Below are 16095 nucleotides of genomic sequence, written 5' to 3'. Positions count from 1 at the left end.
GTGCTGTCGATGCTGGTCCTGCTGGCGGCCTGTGACGACAATGGTCCGGCTGAGAATCAACCGCCGCAAGCCCCTCCACTGGCGCTGACAACGGCGGAGGATACGCCCCTGAGCATTACTTTGCCGGGTACGGACAGTGACGGTTTTATTACCTATCACTCTGTAGTCACCGCGCCGGTGCACGGAACGCTGGAAGGCGTAGCCCCCGATCTGCTTTATATACCCGATGCCGATTTTTTCGGCAGCGACAGTTTTGTATACCGATTGACTGACAATGCCGGCGCGGTCTCCTCCGCGACCGTTAGTATTGAGGTCACCGCCGTCAATGACGCGCCGGTGGCGGTTGACGACAGCTATACGGTAGCGGGATACACATCGACCACCATTGCCGCGCCTGGTGTGTTGAGTAATGACAGTGATATCGATTCAGCCAGTACCGATCTGACCACCGCCGCGGCGACCCTGGATACCCGTGAGGGCGGCACTGTGACCATGGCTGTGGATGGGGGCTTTACCTACACACCGCCTTCCACGGTAGGGTTAACCGAAGACAGCTTTGAGTACACGGTCAGTGACAACCACCCCACTGCGCCCCAATCCGCGACTGCCCGCGTTACACTGGTGTTGACAGACACCGGCAACCAACCGCCGCTGGCCCGCGACCTGGCGCTGACAACCAGCGAGGATACATCGCTCAGTATACTGTTGCAGGGGGAGGACGCCGATGGTGTGGTTACCGCCTATTCCGTAATTACACCACCGACCCGCGGTCGTCTGAGTGGTGCGGCGCCGGCAATGACCTACACCCCCGCCGCCAATTATTTCGGCAGCGACAGTTTTGTTTACGGCGTGACGGACAATGCCGGTGCGACGTCCACGGCCACGGTTACAATTACCATCACCCCGGTCAATGACGCACCGGTTGCGCTTGACGACAGTTTTACGGTTGCCAGAAATAAACCGACGGTTGTTGCCGCGCCCGGGGTTCTGGCCAACGACAGTGATATCGAGTCGGCGCCTGCGAGCCTGACGGTCACAGCGCAGACCATCACCACCGCCCGCGGAGGTTCCGTCAATCTCGATAGCCGGGGCGGTTTTATTTATAGCCCGCCGCTCACAGCGGGTGTAGCCGAGGACAGTTTTCAGTACACCTTGAGCGACAATGATCCCACCGGTGCGCGATTTAGTACCGGCAGGGTGACGCTGATACTGACAGGTGCGGAAAATCAGCGTCCAACTGCCGTCGACCTCAATCTCGCCACCCCTGAGGACCAGCCACTCGGTGTCACCCTCAGGGGCGAAGACGGCGATGGTGTCATTGTTTCTTACGCGGTAACTGTGCCACCGACCCGCGGCCGCCTGACCGGCTCGGCGCCCAACCTGACTTACACGCCGCAACCTGATTATTTCGGCGACGACAGCTTCACGTACCGGGTTACCGATGATGTCGGCGCGACTGCCACGGGCACTGTCAGAATTACTGTCAGCACTGTCAACGATGCGCCGACGGCCGCCGCGGATAGTTTTAATGCCGTGAGAAATGCCTTGACCACGGTGGCGGCACCCGGCGTGCTTGCCAATGACAGCGATATCGAGTCAGCAGCTGCGACGCTGACCGTTACGGCGACGACGCTGGCAACGGCGCAGGATGGCGTTGTCACCCTCAACGCCGATGGCGGTTTTACGTATACGCCACCGCCGACGGCCGGTTTGACTACGGACAGCTTCCAGTACACGCTCAACGATAATGACCCTGTCGATCCACTGTCCGCTACCGGCGAGGTCACACTGATACTGACCGGTGCGGAGAACCTGCCGCCCAGTGCCACCGATCTCACCCTGACCACCGCGGAAGATTCACCGCTGAGTATTACCCTGCAGGGTGCCGACAGCGACGGTGCCGTGGCGACCTATACGGTGACCACGCCCCCGCAACACGGGCGGCTGACCGGCGTCGCTCCCGATCTGACTTATACGCCCGACGCCGATTACTTCGGCAGCGACAGCTTTGTCTATGAGGTGACCGATAGTATTGGTGCCATCGCTTCGGCCACCGTCACCCTGACGGTCAATGCCGTCAACGATGCGCCGACGGCCGCCGCGGATAGTTTTAATGCCGCGAGAAATGCCTTGACCACGGTGGCGGCACCCGGCGTGCTTGCCAATGACAGCGATATCGAGTCGACGCCTGCAGCGCTGACCGTTACGGCAGTGACACTGGCAACGGCGCAAGGTGGCGCGGTCACGCTCAACGCCGATGGCGGTTTTACGTATACGCCACCGCCGACGGCCGGTTTGACTACGGACAGCTTCCAGTACACGCTTAACGATAATGACCCGGTCGATCCACTGTCCGCTACCGGCGAGGTCACACTGATACTGACCGGTGCGGAGAACCTGCCGCCCAGTGCTACCGACCTCACCCTGACCACCGCGGAAGATTCACCGCTGAGTATTACCCTGCAGGGTACCGACAGCGACGGTGCTGTGGTCGCCTACACGGTAACCACGCCCCCGCAGCACGGGCAGCTCGCCGGCGTCGCGCCCAACTTGATTTATACGCCCGCCGCCGATTACTTCGGCAGCGACAGCTTTGTCTATGAGGTAACCGATAGTATTGGTGCCATCGCTTCGGCCACCGTCACCCTGACGATCAATGCCGTCAACGATGCGCCGACCGCCGCCGCGGATAGTTTTAATGCCGCGAGAAATACTTTGACCACCGTCGCGGCACCCGGTGTGCTCGCCAATGACAGCGATATCGAGTCGGTACCTGCGGAGCTGACCGTGACAGCGGCAACGCTGGCAACGGCGCAAGGTGGCGCGGTCACGCTCAACGCCGATGGCGGCTTTACATATACACCGCCCGTGACAACAGGTTTGAGTACCGACAGTTTCCAGTACACACTCAACGATAATGACCCGGTCGATCCACTGTCCGCTACCGGCGAGGTCACACTGATACTGACCGGTGCGGAGAACCTGCCGCCCAGTGCTACCGACCTCACCCTGACCACCGCGGAAGATTCACCGCTGAGTATTACCCTGCAGGGTGCCGACAGCGACGGTGCCGTGGTCGCCTACACGGTAACCACGCCCCCGCAGCACGGGCAGCTCGCCGGCGTCGCGCCCAACTTGACCTATACGCCCGCCGCCGATTACTTCGGCAGTGACAGTTTTATCTATGCGGTGACCGACAATCTCGGAGCCACCGCCAGTGCGACTGTCGCGCTGACCATCAGCGCCGTCAATGATGCGCCGACCGCCGTGGATGACGATTTTACCGCGCAGGGCAATATCATCACCCTGATTGCGGCGCCGGGTGTGCTGGCCAATGACAGTGATGTCGAATCGGCGGATGCCGATTTGACTGCAACCGCGGAGACCATCGCTACCGACCAGGGCGGCTCTGTCACCATCAACACCAACGGCAGCTTGCTTTACACGCCGCCGCCGGCAGCCGGTGTCACCGCAGACAGTTTCCACTATACGCTGAATGACAACGATCCTGTCGATCCGCGCACCAGCACCGGTACTGTTACTATCGCGCTTACCACTTACACGGAAGGTTTGTCGGTGCAGGGGTTGCCAGCTGCCAGCGGTGACAGCGCCACGGCGCGGCTCTACCTGAGTGGCACCGCCGAATCCATGCTCAGTTACCAGTGGTCTGCAGATGGCAGTTGGGTTATCGACTCGGGCCAGGGTAGCGAGGTCATTACGCTGACCGCGCCAGCGGCTGCCGGTGCGGCGAATGTCAGTGTGGTCGTTGAAGATGACAGCGGCAACCGCGCCGTCGCGAGTCTGCCGCTGAGCAAAGCCGGCGAGACGGCGCCGGTGCTTGAGAGTCTCTATCTGGAATTGCCGCCTGCATCGGCGCCTGTTGAGCTGGCCGTGACGGCTTACGACCCCGACGGCCTCGCACTGGATTATACCTGGAAGAGTGCCGGCGCAACCGTAGCCAGTGGCGCTACAGCGCAGTGGCAACCACCGCTGCCGGGCCGTTACCAGATTGATATCGAGGTGGACAACAGCAGCCTGGTGGCCGGCGGATCGCTGCAGCGCCATTATACCGGTGGTGCGCCCTGGGCATTTTTCCGCGGCTCCAGGCAGGGCACCGGTGTGCGTATCCCGGCGGATACGAGCAGTAACAGCGGCGCATTAAAATGGCAGCGCCCGTTTACGATGGCCAATTGCGCTGTGGCGGATAACTTTGTTCCCGGGGTGGTGCAGGGTGAGGACGGCACACTCTATGCCGGCTCGTCAACCGAGGGCAAACTCTATGCCTTCAATCCCGATGACGGCGTGATAGCGTGGTCATTCACGACGGTGGGCACACGCATCGACGCTACGCCGGTGATCGCCGAGGACGGCAGTATCTACGTAGTGGAAAGCGGCGGCACCGTCTATGCCGTCAACGCCGATGGCAGCGAGAAATGGTCGTATGCCATAGGTGCGCCGGTGAGCGGGTCGCCGGCCATCGGTGCGGACGGTACTGTCTATGTGGGTACCGATAACGGGGGCGCCAGCGTGCTGTTAGCCTTGAATCCGGCGGACGGTTTACCAAAATGGAGCGCGCCTTTTGCCCTGGCCGCAGAAACCCGCAGTTCGGTTAATATCGGTGCCGACGGCACTGTCTACGCCCGCGATTTCGCCGGTAATCTGTTTGCCATCAATCCTGCTGACGGCACCCAGCGCTGGCAGATCACCCTGGGTGGTGGCTCGGGTTCGACGCCGGTCATCGCCGCCGACGGCACACTCTACTTTGGTTCTTTCTCTCCGCCCCGGCTCTATGCGGTGGGTCCCGATGGCAGCCCGAAGTGGGACACGGCGATGGGAAATCCGTCGCTGGCGGGGATTGGCGCCACGCCTTCTGTCGGCGCTGATGGCACCGTCTATGTGGGGGTTTGGGAGGCGGGACTCAACGGGTCGGTTTATGCCATCGATCCCGTCGGTGGCACTGTGGTCTGGCGCCGCCAGTTGGATTCGTTTGTACAGTCTGCCGCCACTGCGGTCGGTGCCGACGGTCGGGTTTATGTGGTCAGTGCGCGGGGTGTTTTTTATGCGCTCGATCCCGATAACGGTGCCGTGGACTGGTCTTTTGATATTGGGGCCGCTACCAATGAAGAGAGTCCCAGCCCGCTTGCCATCGGTACCGACGGCAGTATTTATGTGTATACCTGTGATGGTGTGTTACGTGCGTTTCAATAATCGGGCGGCGATTGTCCCGTGCCTGGCGATTGAAAAGAAGCAGCGAGGATAACCCGAGCACATGAATTATATCAGCGAGTATATCGAGTCGGTTGCTGCCGGCATTGAGCAGATGGGGGCCGAGCTGGCGCCGCCGTTGCAAAGCCGGCCTCTGGCCGGATTGGTGGAAACAACACTGGATACGGCGGCGCTGCGCAGCGACAAAAAATCCGCCGTCTATGTCACTGCGGTCGGATCGGGAGAGACGCTGTTGGTCGAGACCGGTGCCAATGACGTAACGCTGCGAATGGTCGCCTATTTGATGGTGGTGGAGCCGGATTCAGAGCAGCGGACAACCGTTACCCAGAACCTGTTGGTGCGGTTGATGGGCCATATCTCCGGTCAACGCTGGGGGCTGCCCTACGCCTACCCGGCGGCCACAGTTGAAGCCGCCGATCTGCACGGCCTCACCAAAGGTTTCAAGCCCGACACGTCGAGCTGGCGTCTCAGTGTGTCGGTACTGGCCCATGCCGCCGACCTGTACGGCGACGACCAAGGGGGCAGTCAGCTGTCCCTATGGGCGATTACTTGGGAGCAGAAACTGCGCATCGACGGATGTGCCGGGCCCGACGCTAAACCGACACTGCCGCCGCGGGGCCTTCCCTACAGCCGCTTTCCCGGCGAGGTAGCGCAGCGGGTCGATACATGTAGTGTGGAGAAATCCGAGTGAAAGAGCCGTTTGCCCCTGCGCAGTCCGATGGCAGCGATCCCTTTGTGATCATGCATGATCATATGCTGAGCAACGTCATTCAAATAGGAAAGATTGTCAAACCGGAGGCGGACGATCCTCCGCCACCACCCACCGGCGCCGCGGTGCTGGTACATATCGGCGGTGAGGAGAAGGGCACCTATACGCGCAACTGGATGCCGTGGCTCACCGCCCGCAGTGGCAGCGATGCCGAGTGGTGGCTACCGGAAGTTGATGAACAGGTGGTAGTGGCGGCGCCGTCGGGCAATCTGGCGCTGGGGGTGGTGCTTGGCACGGTGTATCGCGGCAATTGGCTGCGGTTTGCCGAAAACAACGATTTTTCCAAACCACCGGCCGCCGAAAATCAACTGCCCCCGGCGCCGCAGGCGCATATCCATCGCCGTATTTATAAAGATGGTTCGCAGTTCAGTTACGACCGGGAGACCCATGTTTTTAACTGTGAGCTAGCCGACAGGACCGACGCTGAAGCGCCCGCGCTCCATATACAGGCGTCAGTAAGCCAGAGTCGGGGGAAGTTCACGTTGTCTATGAGTGGGGAAAACGACGAGGAAGAGCAGACCTGTATCGAGCTGGAAGCGGGCACGGTAAAGATCAAAGCGCCGGAAAAAATCATTCTGTCCGTGGGAAAGAGCAACCTGGTTATGGATAGTGATACGGCCCGCCTGAAAGTGTCTGATAACGGGGATGCCACTGAGCTGGTGGTCAACAAGATGCGTGTCGATGTCGTTTGATGCGTGATGATTTTACCAAGATTTGTTGAATTCACAGCCAGGCGAAGCGTACAGCGGTTGTGTACACATACGATAACAGAGGCAGGCAGGTGCGCTAAATGCTGGGGATGAACGCCGAGACCGGTAAACCCATAGAGGGCCTGGAGCAACTGCGGCAGTCGGTGCGCGATATCTTGTCCACCCCGATCGGCTCGCGGGTTATGCGTAGAGACTATGGCTCAAACTTATTCGAACTGCTCGATCGACCCGTTAACCGGGAATTGCTGGCGGATATCCAGGCGGCTGTAGTGATGGCACTCAGCGCCCAGGAACCCCGTATTCGCTTGAGCAAAGTCAAGGTCAAAACGGCTGCGGTCGGTGGCCAAAGCGGACTTGCCCGGGGGCGGGTGCTGATCGATATCGAGGGGTACCACAGTATTGACGGAGAACAGTTGGTATTGGAAAACCTCGCGTTCTAAAAACAGTTGTGGGTAGCACAGGCTTGTTGTTGAAAGACAGTTATAGAAAGCGGTATATCGACGGTTAAACCACCACTCTACAGTGAGAGACTAATTATGGGTGACTTTTTACACGGTATTCAGATTAACGAGGATGATTCCGGGCCGCGCCCCATTGCCGGCAGCAATAGCGCTATTATCGGTCTTGTCGGCACCGCTGCCAGTAGCGAGCTGAAAGCCAATCAGGTGATCTTGATTGCCGGTAGCCGTAAGGACGTGGAAAAATACGGCTTGGCGATCAGTAAATCAGAGTCACCAAGCGACGACTCAGCGTCCAAACTGCCCCCTGTGGCTACTGAGCCTGAGTCAGTTGCAGGGGCCGAGTCGTCCGCCAACGCCAAGAAAAAAAGCGAAAGAAAGGCTACAGAATCCGCAGCGCCGGTCATGGCGGCCGATGAAGTGCCGGTGCCCGACAGCTTTAAAAAGGACTCATTGCCCTACGCCCTGGCCGGTATTCTCGACCAGACCAGCGCCTTGATTGTCGTGATCAAGGCAGAAAGCGATGCCGATACGCATATTAAGGCGGCCATAGACCGACTGAAGAGTGCGGAAAGCGTGGTGCATCAATGCCCGCGCATCCTGGTTGCCCCCGGGTTCAGTGACAACAGTGGTATTCGGGACAAGCTGGCGGAAGTGGCTGGCATCGTACGCGGTGTGGCTGTAGTCGATGCGGTCGATAGTGAGGCTTATACCGAGGCGCTCACCGATATTGCCGGCGATACAGCGGGCGGCAAACCGGGCATCAGTGACCCGCGCGTTTATGCCGTCTACCCCCCGCTGACAGTAGCCGTCGATGCAGAGACAACCATCGACGAACCGGCATCGGCCCGGGTGGCCGGTGTTATCGCCCGCTCGGATGCACAGCGCGGCTTCTGGTACAGCCCGTCCAATCAACCTGTCAAAGGCATTGTCGGCACCAAGTATCCTATTGATTTCGCGCTGGACAATGTCAACTCGACAGCCAACCGACTCAACGGCGGTAAGGTGGCGACGATTATCCAACAAAACGGTTACCGACTGTGGGGCAATCGCAGCACCGCGACTGATGCCAAATGGCAGTTTATCAGCGTGCGCCGCACGGCTGACCTTATCAACGACGCGTTGTTGCGCTCGCATCTGTGGGCGCTGGATCGCAACATCACCAGCACCTATGTGGCAGACGTCACCGAAGGGGTCAATGCCTACCTGCGCTATTTGAAAAATATCGGTGCCATTATCAACGGCCGGTGTTGGGCCGACCCTGCTGACAATACACCGGACCGAATTCAACAAGGTAAGGTGGTATTCAGTTTTGACTTTACGCCACCTTATCCGGCGGAGCATATCGTGTTTAACAGTCGGCTGGTCAATGATTACCTGGTGGAGGTCTTCGCATGATTCCGAAAACCCTGAAAAACTTCAATCTGTTTGTCGACGGGCGCGGCTATGCGGGGCGCGTCGAGGAGCTGACGCTGCCCAAGCTGAGTATTAAAACCGAGGAAATCAGGACCGGGGGTATGGATGCACCTGTTGAGCTGGATATGGGTATAGAAAAACTCGAGTGCGACCTTAATATCGCCGAATATGATGTCGACATCATAGCGTTGTTTGGTCTGGAAAACGGCGCCCAGGTGCCGTTGACGCTGCGTGGCGGACTCGATGGCGAGGACGGTGTGGTACCGGTGGTGGTGACCCTGCGCGGCGCCTGGCGCGCGCTCGATTTCGGTAACTGGAAGGCCGGGGAAAAAGCGCCGCTCAAAGTTAGCGTTGCGCTGCGCTATTACCGCCTGGAGATCGGGGCCCGAGAGCTGATCGAGATCGATGCGATCAATATGGTGCGCAAGATCGACGGCAAAGATCAATTGCAGGCGATGCGCAGCGCGCTGGGGATTTAGTGTGGTTAATTGATACTTAAGCGAAGAGGTGCCAACTTTCCAGAGGCAGGCCTACCCACAGTATTCTTAATTAAGGTCGGTGGGACTGGAATAAGAGCTGACAAATTGGCGCAAGCCCTCTTAAGTACTATTACTTCGACCAATAAAGATTTTCACCCAAAATAGGTTTTGGTGTCCTAGCCGACACGGTCTCGATCAGGGGGGGCGCCTAGCCTATAGCCCTTCGGGACACGGACTAGGCGTCCCCCCGGTACATACATCCCTGTAGGCTCTACGCCAGCATCCCTGCTGGCGAAGGTCCCGAAGGGCTATGCCCGGATCGAGACTTCAGTGCCACCGAAGTAAAAATTTTTTCTGGTCGAAGCACTAGAAAGTAGGCACCCGAAACGAGTGCCATTCCGGTCATTTTTTTTAGCTTATGCAGAAAAACGGTAGGAATTTACAGTGGATAACACTATCGCAATCACATTGACATACCCCATTGACAGCAACGGTGGTCGACTCGAAGAATTGACCATGCGGCGACCAAAGGTACGCGATCGGCTGGCGGCGGAAAAGATCCAGGGCAATCAGGCGGACAAAGAGGTACGCTTTATCGCCAATCTTTGCGAGGTTGCGCCGGAAGAAATCGAAGAGCTCGATATGGCGGACTACGCCAGGATTCAAGCGGTGCTGTCCGATTTTTTATCCTAGACCCTCCCGGCTTACGGGAGGGGGTCTATCTTTTGGCGCGCCAAACCGGCTGGGGACTGCATGAATTGTTATCGCTGGAGGAGCCGGAGTTGCTGGACTGGCTGGAAACCGGCACCCTTATCAAACGGCAACAGGATATGATCAATGAAAGGTAGATGCATGCTGACTCAGGTTCCGGGTGCCGCCGTCGAGCGCTGCTTTCGAACCCTGCCGGCGTTCCCGGTGTACCGGGAGAAGTATGGGTGTCTGGTAAAGCTTTCATTCCGGTCGCTATTTGATGGAGAGGGCGGCTACGCTTTCGCCTGTCCGTCGAGTTACCGTCAAGCGAATCCGAATCCGAATCCGAATCCGAATCCGAATCCGAATCCGAATCCGAATCCGAACTCGAACCCCGACTCTAATCTGTTCCTGAAGCCTGATCCGACCCTTTCGCAGCTAAGGGTAAATGTAGCCAATAGCGGCAGTTTTTTTGTATCCATAGGTGCGATTTTTAATCAGTATACCCGAGCAACCTTCATTAGAATTAAAAACGGCATCGACCCCTGTATCGCAATAACCGGTCCGATCCGTACGGAGCAGCCCATGGTTTCGGGGGTGGTCTCCAGCAATAGACTCGTGCGTTTGTTTCAACCCAGTGCCGGTGCGGGTGATAGAGCTCCAGTCTCTGAGGCGACACCTGTGGTTGGACGGTCGGGCGATATTGCCCGAACTGTTAGCAATAGTGTCGACTGGCTCACAAGCAGGGTCATCCGATCACCTTTCAGTCAGATTCCGCAAATGCGATCGCTCGGCACTGCCGTCGATCCTGTGGCAGTGAGTGAGCGAGCAGGCATTGCCGATCAACTGACATGGCCTTCGACATTCACTGGGGTCAGCAACGCTCGCGGGTATAGGTATGAGAGTGTTTTGCCTGAGTATCAGCCCGGTGCAATATGGCATACCCGGGCTGGTAGTGCCCGCGCCGGTGATACGAAAGTAAGCAAAGAAAGCAGTGAAAAACTAAAACAGTTTGCGGCTGTTGTATCGGCGCCCGCCAAAGCCGTCGAGCGTAAAACGCCCGAGGCGAAAGTGAGTGTGCTCTATCACCAGAACCAACAATCTATCAGCCAGCTGATAGAGACTGTCTCAGACCTGCGGCAAGCGAGTGAACATGAACTCAGCGAGGTACATCGGGCTGTGCATAAGCTGGCCGATCAACTACAGCGCCAGGCACCTAGCGGAATAAGGTCGGGTATTAAACCCTTGTCTTTCCTGGGCAGATTATAAAACTTCAAGCACTTATCACAGGCGCAAATTTTACGGATCACACGCTATGTCGGATGGAAGACTACACGATCGGGACCTCGCCGCTTTACCGGCTCCGGCCGCAGTGGAAGCGCTCGACTACGAAGCGCTGCTGTCGGCGTGTAAAGAAGAGCTGCAGCAGCGTATACCCGAACTGAATATGGCGGTACTGCCGGAGAGTGATCCCATCAGCAAGGTGCTTGAGGTTCTCGCCTATCGGGAGTTATTGATCCGCCAGACCCTTAACGAGGCGGTAAGAGGCAGTTATCTTGCGCTGGCAAACGGCCCGGACCTGAACCGGCTGCTAAGCTTGATGCAGGTGGGGGCGGGGGCATCAGAGGCGGGTTCGATGCGGATACCACCAGTCTTCAACAGCGTCCATACCGCAGGGTCGAAGTCCGCTTATCTGCACCTTGCCGGAAAGTTTGCCTCGGACCGGGCCGCAGATATTGCCGTTCATATGGACAGCCTCGGCGAAATTCTAATAACCCTGTTGCCAACCATGCTACCTTTGCATCAGGGAACATTGTCGGGGCAGGCCGCCGGAGCGGGTCGCATTAGCCTGATCGGTGCGCGAGGCGAGACGGATCGGTTACCGGCACAGGAAAAAGGTGTGTTCGATAGCGAAAGCCCGCGACCGGAAGATATGCTACAGCGCGTCCACGACAGAGGCGGATGGAGCAGTCTGATCAATGAACAGACGCTCGGAGAAACGACCCGGGCAGCCGCGCTGGAACAGCAGCGCCGCGAGATGGAGGAGAAATTCCTGGATGATGAGACTCGACCTATTACCCACAAGGTGACGGTAAGTCTTGCCGACATTAACTACTATGAAATCAAAGCCAGGATTGGACTGGACCGCAAGCCGGGCAGCGAGCAGGTGCTCGGCGCCGTTGCCGCCGCCGTAGTCGCCTATACCCAAAAAAACTACCGGCTGGGGATGCCGGTGCTCAAGTCCGGCTTGCTGGCGGCGTTCCAGCAACCGGGAGTGAGATATATCTTATTGGAAACACCGGCTGCCGATGAGCTGCCGGGTAAGCCTCAACAGGCAAATTTCTGCCCCTATATCGATATTCGCATCAATCAACAAGTACCGGTCTCCACGGTGACGGAGCTGCAGGTCGAGCCGAAAAATTCCGAGCAGGATATCTCTATCTTTCAGCTAAAGTTCAGGCGGGTGGAAAATGAAACGTTACTTACTCATTACATTGTCTATTGGGGCGATAAAAACCAAAAGCGGCTGGCAGGCAGTTACCCCCTGGCTACTGTGCCGGTGGGCGGCCCCGGCGCGCCGGATGGCGGCGAAGGAAGTGATAACAGCGTTTACCGCTACCATGAATTCGATTACAGCGCTAAGCCGGTGGGCGCAGAGTATCTTCTTGTTTATACGGCTAATGAGAATGGAGAGGCTTTGGAAAATGCGCCGGTCGGACTCTAGTCAACAGGCTCTTCAGGGAGCTGCCGGGATGTCGGGGAATTAGTGTTGCCATGAGTGTATTCCCGGTTATTGATCTCGCCGGCTTGCGAAGCCCGGTCCTCGCCGATGCTCCGGATAGGGAGGCTATCGTGGCCGAGTTGAAAAGGCAGTTGTGTCATGCCGATGTCGAGGAGGTGATGATTGACCGTATTATGCATGTATTTGCCTCGCGCGAATTGGCGCTGCGTGAGCGGGTGGATGAGGCGTTGAAAGCGGTGATGCTGGCCAGTGCCGGCGGCAGCGATCTCGATCACACAGTTGCTCTGTATGGTGTTAAGCGTTTGATTGTTAAACCTGCCGATCCCGAAGCCTCGCCACCTGTCGATGCCATATTGGAGTCCGACGAGAGACTCAGGTTGCGCGCCCGGCTCAGTCTTGCAGCGCTTAGCCAGGCGGGCTGTCAGGGGGCTTACCTGTTTCAGGCCCTGTCCGCCAGTCCGCATATCAGAGACGTGAGTATTCAGGTTCCGAACGTCACGCAGACCCGAGCGGACAGGCAAAGGGAAGTGCAAATTACCATTTTGCTGGACCCCGACGCACCTTTGGCAGATGAACCGGATAAGTCTTCACAGGACCCGCATCAGGAAATCATCACCAAGGTTGAGGAGGCGTTGAGCGAGGTGTGCTCTATCACCGATCGTATTGCCGTCAAGCTCGCCAATCCTTATCCCTATGACGTGAGGGCCTCGGTTACACCGGCGTCGGGCGCCGACGAGCGACAAATCAAACAGGCTGTAACGGCGGCGCTGGCCAGACTGGTTGTGCAAAACCATCGCCTGGGCAAGCCGATTTTGCGCAGTGAGTTTTTCGCTGCTCTCTACCAGCCCGGTGTCGAACGGGCGACCCTGGGCGCACCGAAGGCGGACCGCGCCATCCCGATGGATACCGTAGCTGTCTTGTCAACGGCTAGTGGGCGCGACAATCCAGTCATCGAAATAAAAGCAGGCAATGCACATGGACAATCCGGTACCTGACCGACGCGAACATGATCTGTTGCCGGTCAACGCCACGGCGTTGGAGCGGGACCTGGCACTTGCCAGCGCCGCGCTCCACAAGGTGCCGGTTGTTATCAATCAGTTGTGGGACCCCTACAACTGCCCGGACTCACTGCTGCCCTGGCTGGCCTGGGCCTTGTCTGTGGATGCCTGGCAGGAGCATTGGACTGCCGCACAAAAACGCCGGGCGATCGCCGCCAGCCTGTCGATACATGCCCATCGAGGCACGCGCCGGGCGGTTGCCGACGCCATCACCCATGTCCTGCAATTACACAGCGACGCCGATGGCGATAGCCCGCCGGACTTCAGTAACGCGTTTACCATTATCGAATGGTGGGAACAGCTTGAGGGTGAATCGCAGCCGGCATCGACTCAGGCCGGCAGATCGCAACCGGAACCGCTGACATTTAAAGTGATATTGTCGCACCGGGCCCTGCAGGGCATCGGGTTGGAACTTCGGGGCCAGCTTTACAATGACCTGATGCAGGCAATCAATGCGGCCAAGCCGCTTACCAGTCGTTTCAGGCTTGAGGTGGGTGGCCTGGCGTTAACAAGCGAGTTGCTACTCGCCGGCGGTATATCGGTTATGCAAATGCTGCGTTTCACGGCGGCAGTAAACGAAAAGCACAGTGGTGGGTAAGATCACCTAATTTACAGAGGCAGACCAGGTATGCAAGTTCAGACGGACAGCAACACTATTACACCTGTGTTGACGGCGCAAGGCCGCAGACTGCTGGCCGAGGCGGTGGGCACCGGGGAAAACTATCACATCAGCCATATTGGTCTGGGGCCGGGCAAGTCGGACGTCAATGACAGTGAGATGAAAAACGAAGCCCAGCGTGTGATGGTGGACGGTCACAGCGGCAGCGTTGATATCGATGCTGGCGGACAGCATATCCATGTGACAGCGAAGGTGCGACCTAAAAAAGCCTACGATCTCAATGAGATCGGCTTTTACCTCAACAACATCACGCCTGCAGATAAAAGCCCGGATCGGACCACCGCTGAGGAGAAACCGGTTCTCTTTGCGCTATATTCCCATGATAAGGATATACCGCTGTTGAAAACCAGCCCGAGCAGCGATCTGTTGTTCAGCTTTGATTTACTGATGCCCGCCGATCTGAAGCCGCTTACTATTACCAATCAATCCCTGTTTAACCTGCCGGCAGCCACGCCCAGCCAAAGCGGCATTGTGCGACTGGCGGCTTTGGAAGACGCGGTTGACGGCCGGGACAGCCATATGGCGATTACCCCGCAATCGCAAAGTGGTCTTTACAGCTACCAAAGAGCTCAACTCTCACTAAGTGGCGGTGGGCGGATAACCTGGCAATGGCAGGACACCCATGGTCTGCTGCGCTGGAGTCAGCGTTTCACCGCCACCGGTATGGGCGCCAGCGAGGTGGTTCCGGACGGCGTCATTGATATTGAGCCTCCCGGGGACGGGCAGGCTATTGAAATCTATCTCGAAGAGGGTATTGAAACGCGGCCGGTTGCTGCTGACAAAGGCGTCGAGCTAAGAGATTGGGAGGCGCTTTATGCAGCGCATGTAATCGGTGGCGACCGACATTCGGTAGTGTATAGAATTGTCGATCACCGGTATAAGCGGCAACCACTGCCTGCCAACTGGCTTTTAATCGCCATAGTCAATGGTGATGATAAAACCGTAAAGCTGTGTAATGGGACGGCTTTGGCTAGTGGGAATATTTTTGCCGATGGCAGGCATCAGATTTTTGGTGATATAGCGGTCGATAAGTTAGCAATAATGACAAAAACATCGAAGCAGGGAGCCCCTGGTATTGTCGGCATAGACATGGGTAATAGTGTTATGACCGGTGCCGCCAACGACTACCGTCTCGCCCAACTCACCTTGGCTGACACAGGACGTATCACCTGGTACTGGGAAAGCGGAAAATCCAGTGGACGACTTTACTGGTACCAGCCTTTTGTAGCTTATGGTCTGGGAAAAACGGCTGCGGTCCCGGATGGTTATATCAGTGTCCCCCCGCCGGATACCCGTAAAGGCGGTCATCTTTTGAAGGAAAGGGAAGCCCTCTACGCTGTTCATAAAGTCGCGGGTAAAAGCAATGCGGTATCTTTAAAGACCGTAAGCTACAACCAACAACTGGATATACCCAGTAATTGGCTTTTGATCGCAGTGGTCAATACGGATAAAACCATCTGGCTGAGTACCGGTGTTGTACTCCATAGCGGTAGGCACTATATAGGCGGTAAAGTCTTTGAAGCAAAAGAGAGTGAAACACGGCAGTTGGAGGGTGATCACCCGTTGTCTACATTTTTCCGTTATAAAATTGATCCCGGTGGTATGGTTGAACTGATGGGGACTATTCCGCCCGGTTCATATGGGGCGTTTCCAACTCCGTATAAACCTGTAAGACTTGGATATCTTCCAGAGGGATATCGTCCAGTGGCGGCGGACAGTTTTCTGCTACAGGACGGTTCGGGGAGGCTGGAGATACAAGTTACTCCGGACGGTAGCATCAGCATCAAACCGATTTTTTCGGGAGGTGGAGGGTGGAGAGAGCCCTATCATTTTAAAGCGTTGTTTTTTCCCGCTAAACTGGATTAGC

Annotated in this window: 13 protein-coding genes; all 13 read left to right on the top strand. The window is 57.3% G+C overall.

Translation table 11 applies throughout. The features are described 5' to 3' along the window. The first annotated feature begins 9 nt into the window (after positions 1 to 9). The 13 genes from FKG94_RS17970 to FKG94_RS17915 all read left to right on the top strand — a co-directional run bounded on the left by FKG94_RS17970 (position 10) and on the right by FKG94_RS17915 (position 16094). Entirely contained in the window at positions 10 to 5208 is a 5199-nt protein-coding gene (locus FKG94_RS17970; protein ID WP_179957701.1) for an Ig-like domain-containing protein, read from the top strand. Between the two features lie 61 nt (positions 5209 to 5269). After that, positions 5270 to 5917, top strand: a complete 648-nt coding sequence (locus tag FKG94_RS17965; RefSeq protein WP_142905718.1) for a hypothetical protein — start codon at positions 5270 to 5272, stop codon at positions 5915 to 5917. Then, complete coding sequence (locus FKG94_RS17960) at positions 5914 to 6687, top strand: phage baseplate assembly protein V (protein ID WP_142905717.1); 774 nt, start codon at positions 5914 to 5916, stop codon at positions 6685 to 6687. Before FKG94_RS17965 ends, FKG94_RS17960 begins: the two co-directional genes overlap by 4 nt. 98 nt (positions 6688 to 6785) lie before the next feature. Beyond that, positions 6786 to 7145 carry a GPW/gp25 family protein gene (locus FKG94_RS17955; protein WP_142905716.1) on the top strand — a complete coding sequence of 120 codons (360 nt, stop codon included), beginning with the start codon at positions 6786 to 6788 and terminating at the stop codon, positions 7143 to 7145. A 96-nt stretch (positions 7146 to 7241) separates the two neighbouring features. Continuing rightward, a complete protein-coding gene (locus FKG94_RS17950; RefSeq protein ID WP_142905715.1) occupies positions 7242 to 8561 on the top strand; it encodes a phage tail sheath family protein in 1320 nt (439 codons plus the stop codon). After that, positions 8558 to 9058, top strand: a complete 501-nt coding sequence (locus FKG94_RS17945; RefSeq protein ID WP_142905714.1) for a phage major tail tube protein — start codon at positions 8558 to 8560, stop codon at positions 9056 to 9058. Before FKG94_RS17950 ends, FKG94_RS17945 begins: the two co-directional genes overlap by 4 nt. A 444-nt stretch (positions 9059 to 9502) precedes the next feature. Then, complete coding sequence (locus FKG94_RS17940) at positions 9503 to 9751, top strand: phage tail assembly protein (protein WP_218943571.1); 249 nt, start codon at positions 9503 to 9505, stop codon at positions 9749 to 9751. Between the two features lie 32 nt (positions 9752 to 9783). After that, complete coding sequence (locus FKG94_RS29385) at positions 9784 to 9906, top strand: hypothetical protein (RefSeq protein WP_281284257.1); 123 nt, start codon at positions 9784 to 9786, stop codon at positions 9904 to 9906. A gap of 4 nt (positions 9907 to 9910) precedes the next feature. Beyond that, a complete protein-coding gene (locus tag FKG94_RS28775; RefSeq protein ID WP_179957700.1) occupies positions 9911 to 11017 on the top strand; it encodes a hypothetical protein in 1107 nt (368 codons plus the stop codon). A 46-nt stretch (positions 11018 to 11063) separates the two neighbouring features. Continuing rightward, a complete protein-coding gene (locus FKG94_RS17930; RefSeq protein WP_142905713.1) occupies positions 11064 to 12473 on the top strand; it encodes a baseplate J/gp47 family protein in 1410 nt (469 codons plus the stop codon). 50 nt (positions 12474 to 12523) lie between these two features. Next, positions 12524 to 13486 (top strand): baseplate J/gp47 family protein, encoded by a 963-nt coding sequence (locus tag FKG94_RS17925; RefSeq protein ID WP_142905712.1) that lies wholly within the window; start codon positions 12524 to 12526, stop codon positions 13484 to 13486. Continuing rightward, positions 13467 to 14147: a phage tail protein I gene (locus FKG94_RS17920; RefSeq protein ID WP_179957699.1), complete on the top strand. Its 681-nt coding sequence runs from the start codon at positions 13467 to 13469 to the stop codon at positions 14145 to 14147. The genes FKG94_RS17925 and FKG94_RS17920 overlap by 20 nt, the downstream gene beginning before the upstream one ends. A gap of 30 nt (positions 14148 to 14177) precedes the next feature. After that, positions 14178 to 16094 (top strand): hypothetical protein, encoded by a 1917-nt coding sequence (locus tag FKG94_RS17915; protein WP_142905710.1) that lies wholly within the window; start codon positions 14178 to 14180, stop codon positions 16092 to 16094. Position 16095: the final 1 nt, after the last annotated feature.

Origin of the sequence: Exilibacterium tricleocarpae (assembly GCF_007004655.1) — a bacterium.
Taxonomy (GTDB): domain Bacteria; phylum Pseudomonadota; class Gammaproteobacteria; order Pseudomonadales; family Cellvibrionaceae; genus Exilibacterium; species Exilibacterium tricleocarpae.
This window is presented reverse-complemented; position numbering and strand designations above follow the sequence as displayed.

Excerpts from the sequence above, each read along its gene's own strand:
- FKG94_RS17970 (WP_179957701.1), top strand. The coding sequence starts at position 10 with ATGCTGGTCCTGCTGGCGGCCTGTGACGACAATGGTCCGGCTGAGAAT.
- FKG94_RS17965 (WP_142905718.1), top strand. The coding sequence starts at position 5,270 with ATGAATTATATCAGCGAGTATATCGAGTCGGTTGCTGCCGGCATTGAG.
- FKG94_RS17955 (WP_142905716.1), top strand. The coding sequence starts at position 6,786 with ATGCTGGGGATGAACGCCGAGACCGGTAAACCCATAGAGGGCCTGGAG.
- FKG94_RS17950 (WP_142905715.1), top strand. The coding sequence starts at position 7,242 with ATGGGTGACTTTTTACACGGTATTCAGATTAACGAGGATGATTCCGGG.
- FKG94_RS17945 (WP_142905714.1), top strand. The coding sequence starts at position 8,558 with ATGATTCCGAAAACCCTGAAAAACTTCAATCTGTTTGTCGACGGGCGC.
- FKG94_RS28775 (WP_179957700.1), top strand. The coding sequence starts at position 9,911 with ATGCTGACTCAGGTTCCGGGTGCCGCCGTCGAGCGCTGCTTTCGAACC.
- FKG94_RS17930 (WP_142905713.1), top strand. The coding sequence starts at position 11,064 with ATGTCGGATGGAAGACTACACGATCGGGACCTCGCCGCTTTACCGGCT.
- FKG94_RS17925 (WP_142905712.1), top strand. The coding sequence starts at position 12,524 with ATGAGTGTATTCCCGGTTATTGATCTCGCCGGCTTGCGAAGCCCGGTC.
- FKG94_RS17920 (WP_179957699.1), top strand. The coding sequence starts at position 13,467 with ATGGACAATCCGGTACCTGACCGACGCGAACATGATCTGTTGCCGGTC.
- FKG94_RS17915 (WP_142905710.1), top strand. The coding sequence starts at position 14,178 with ATGCAAGTTCAGACGGACAGCAACACTATTACACCTGTGTTGACGGCG.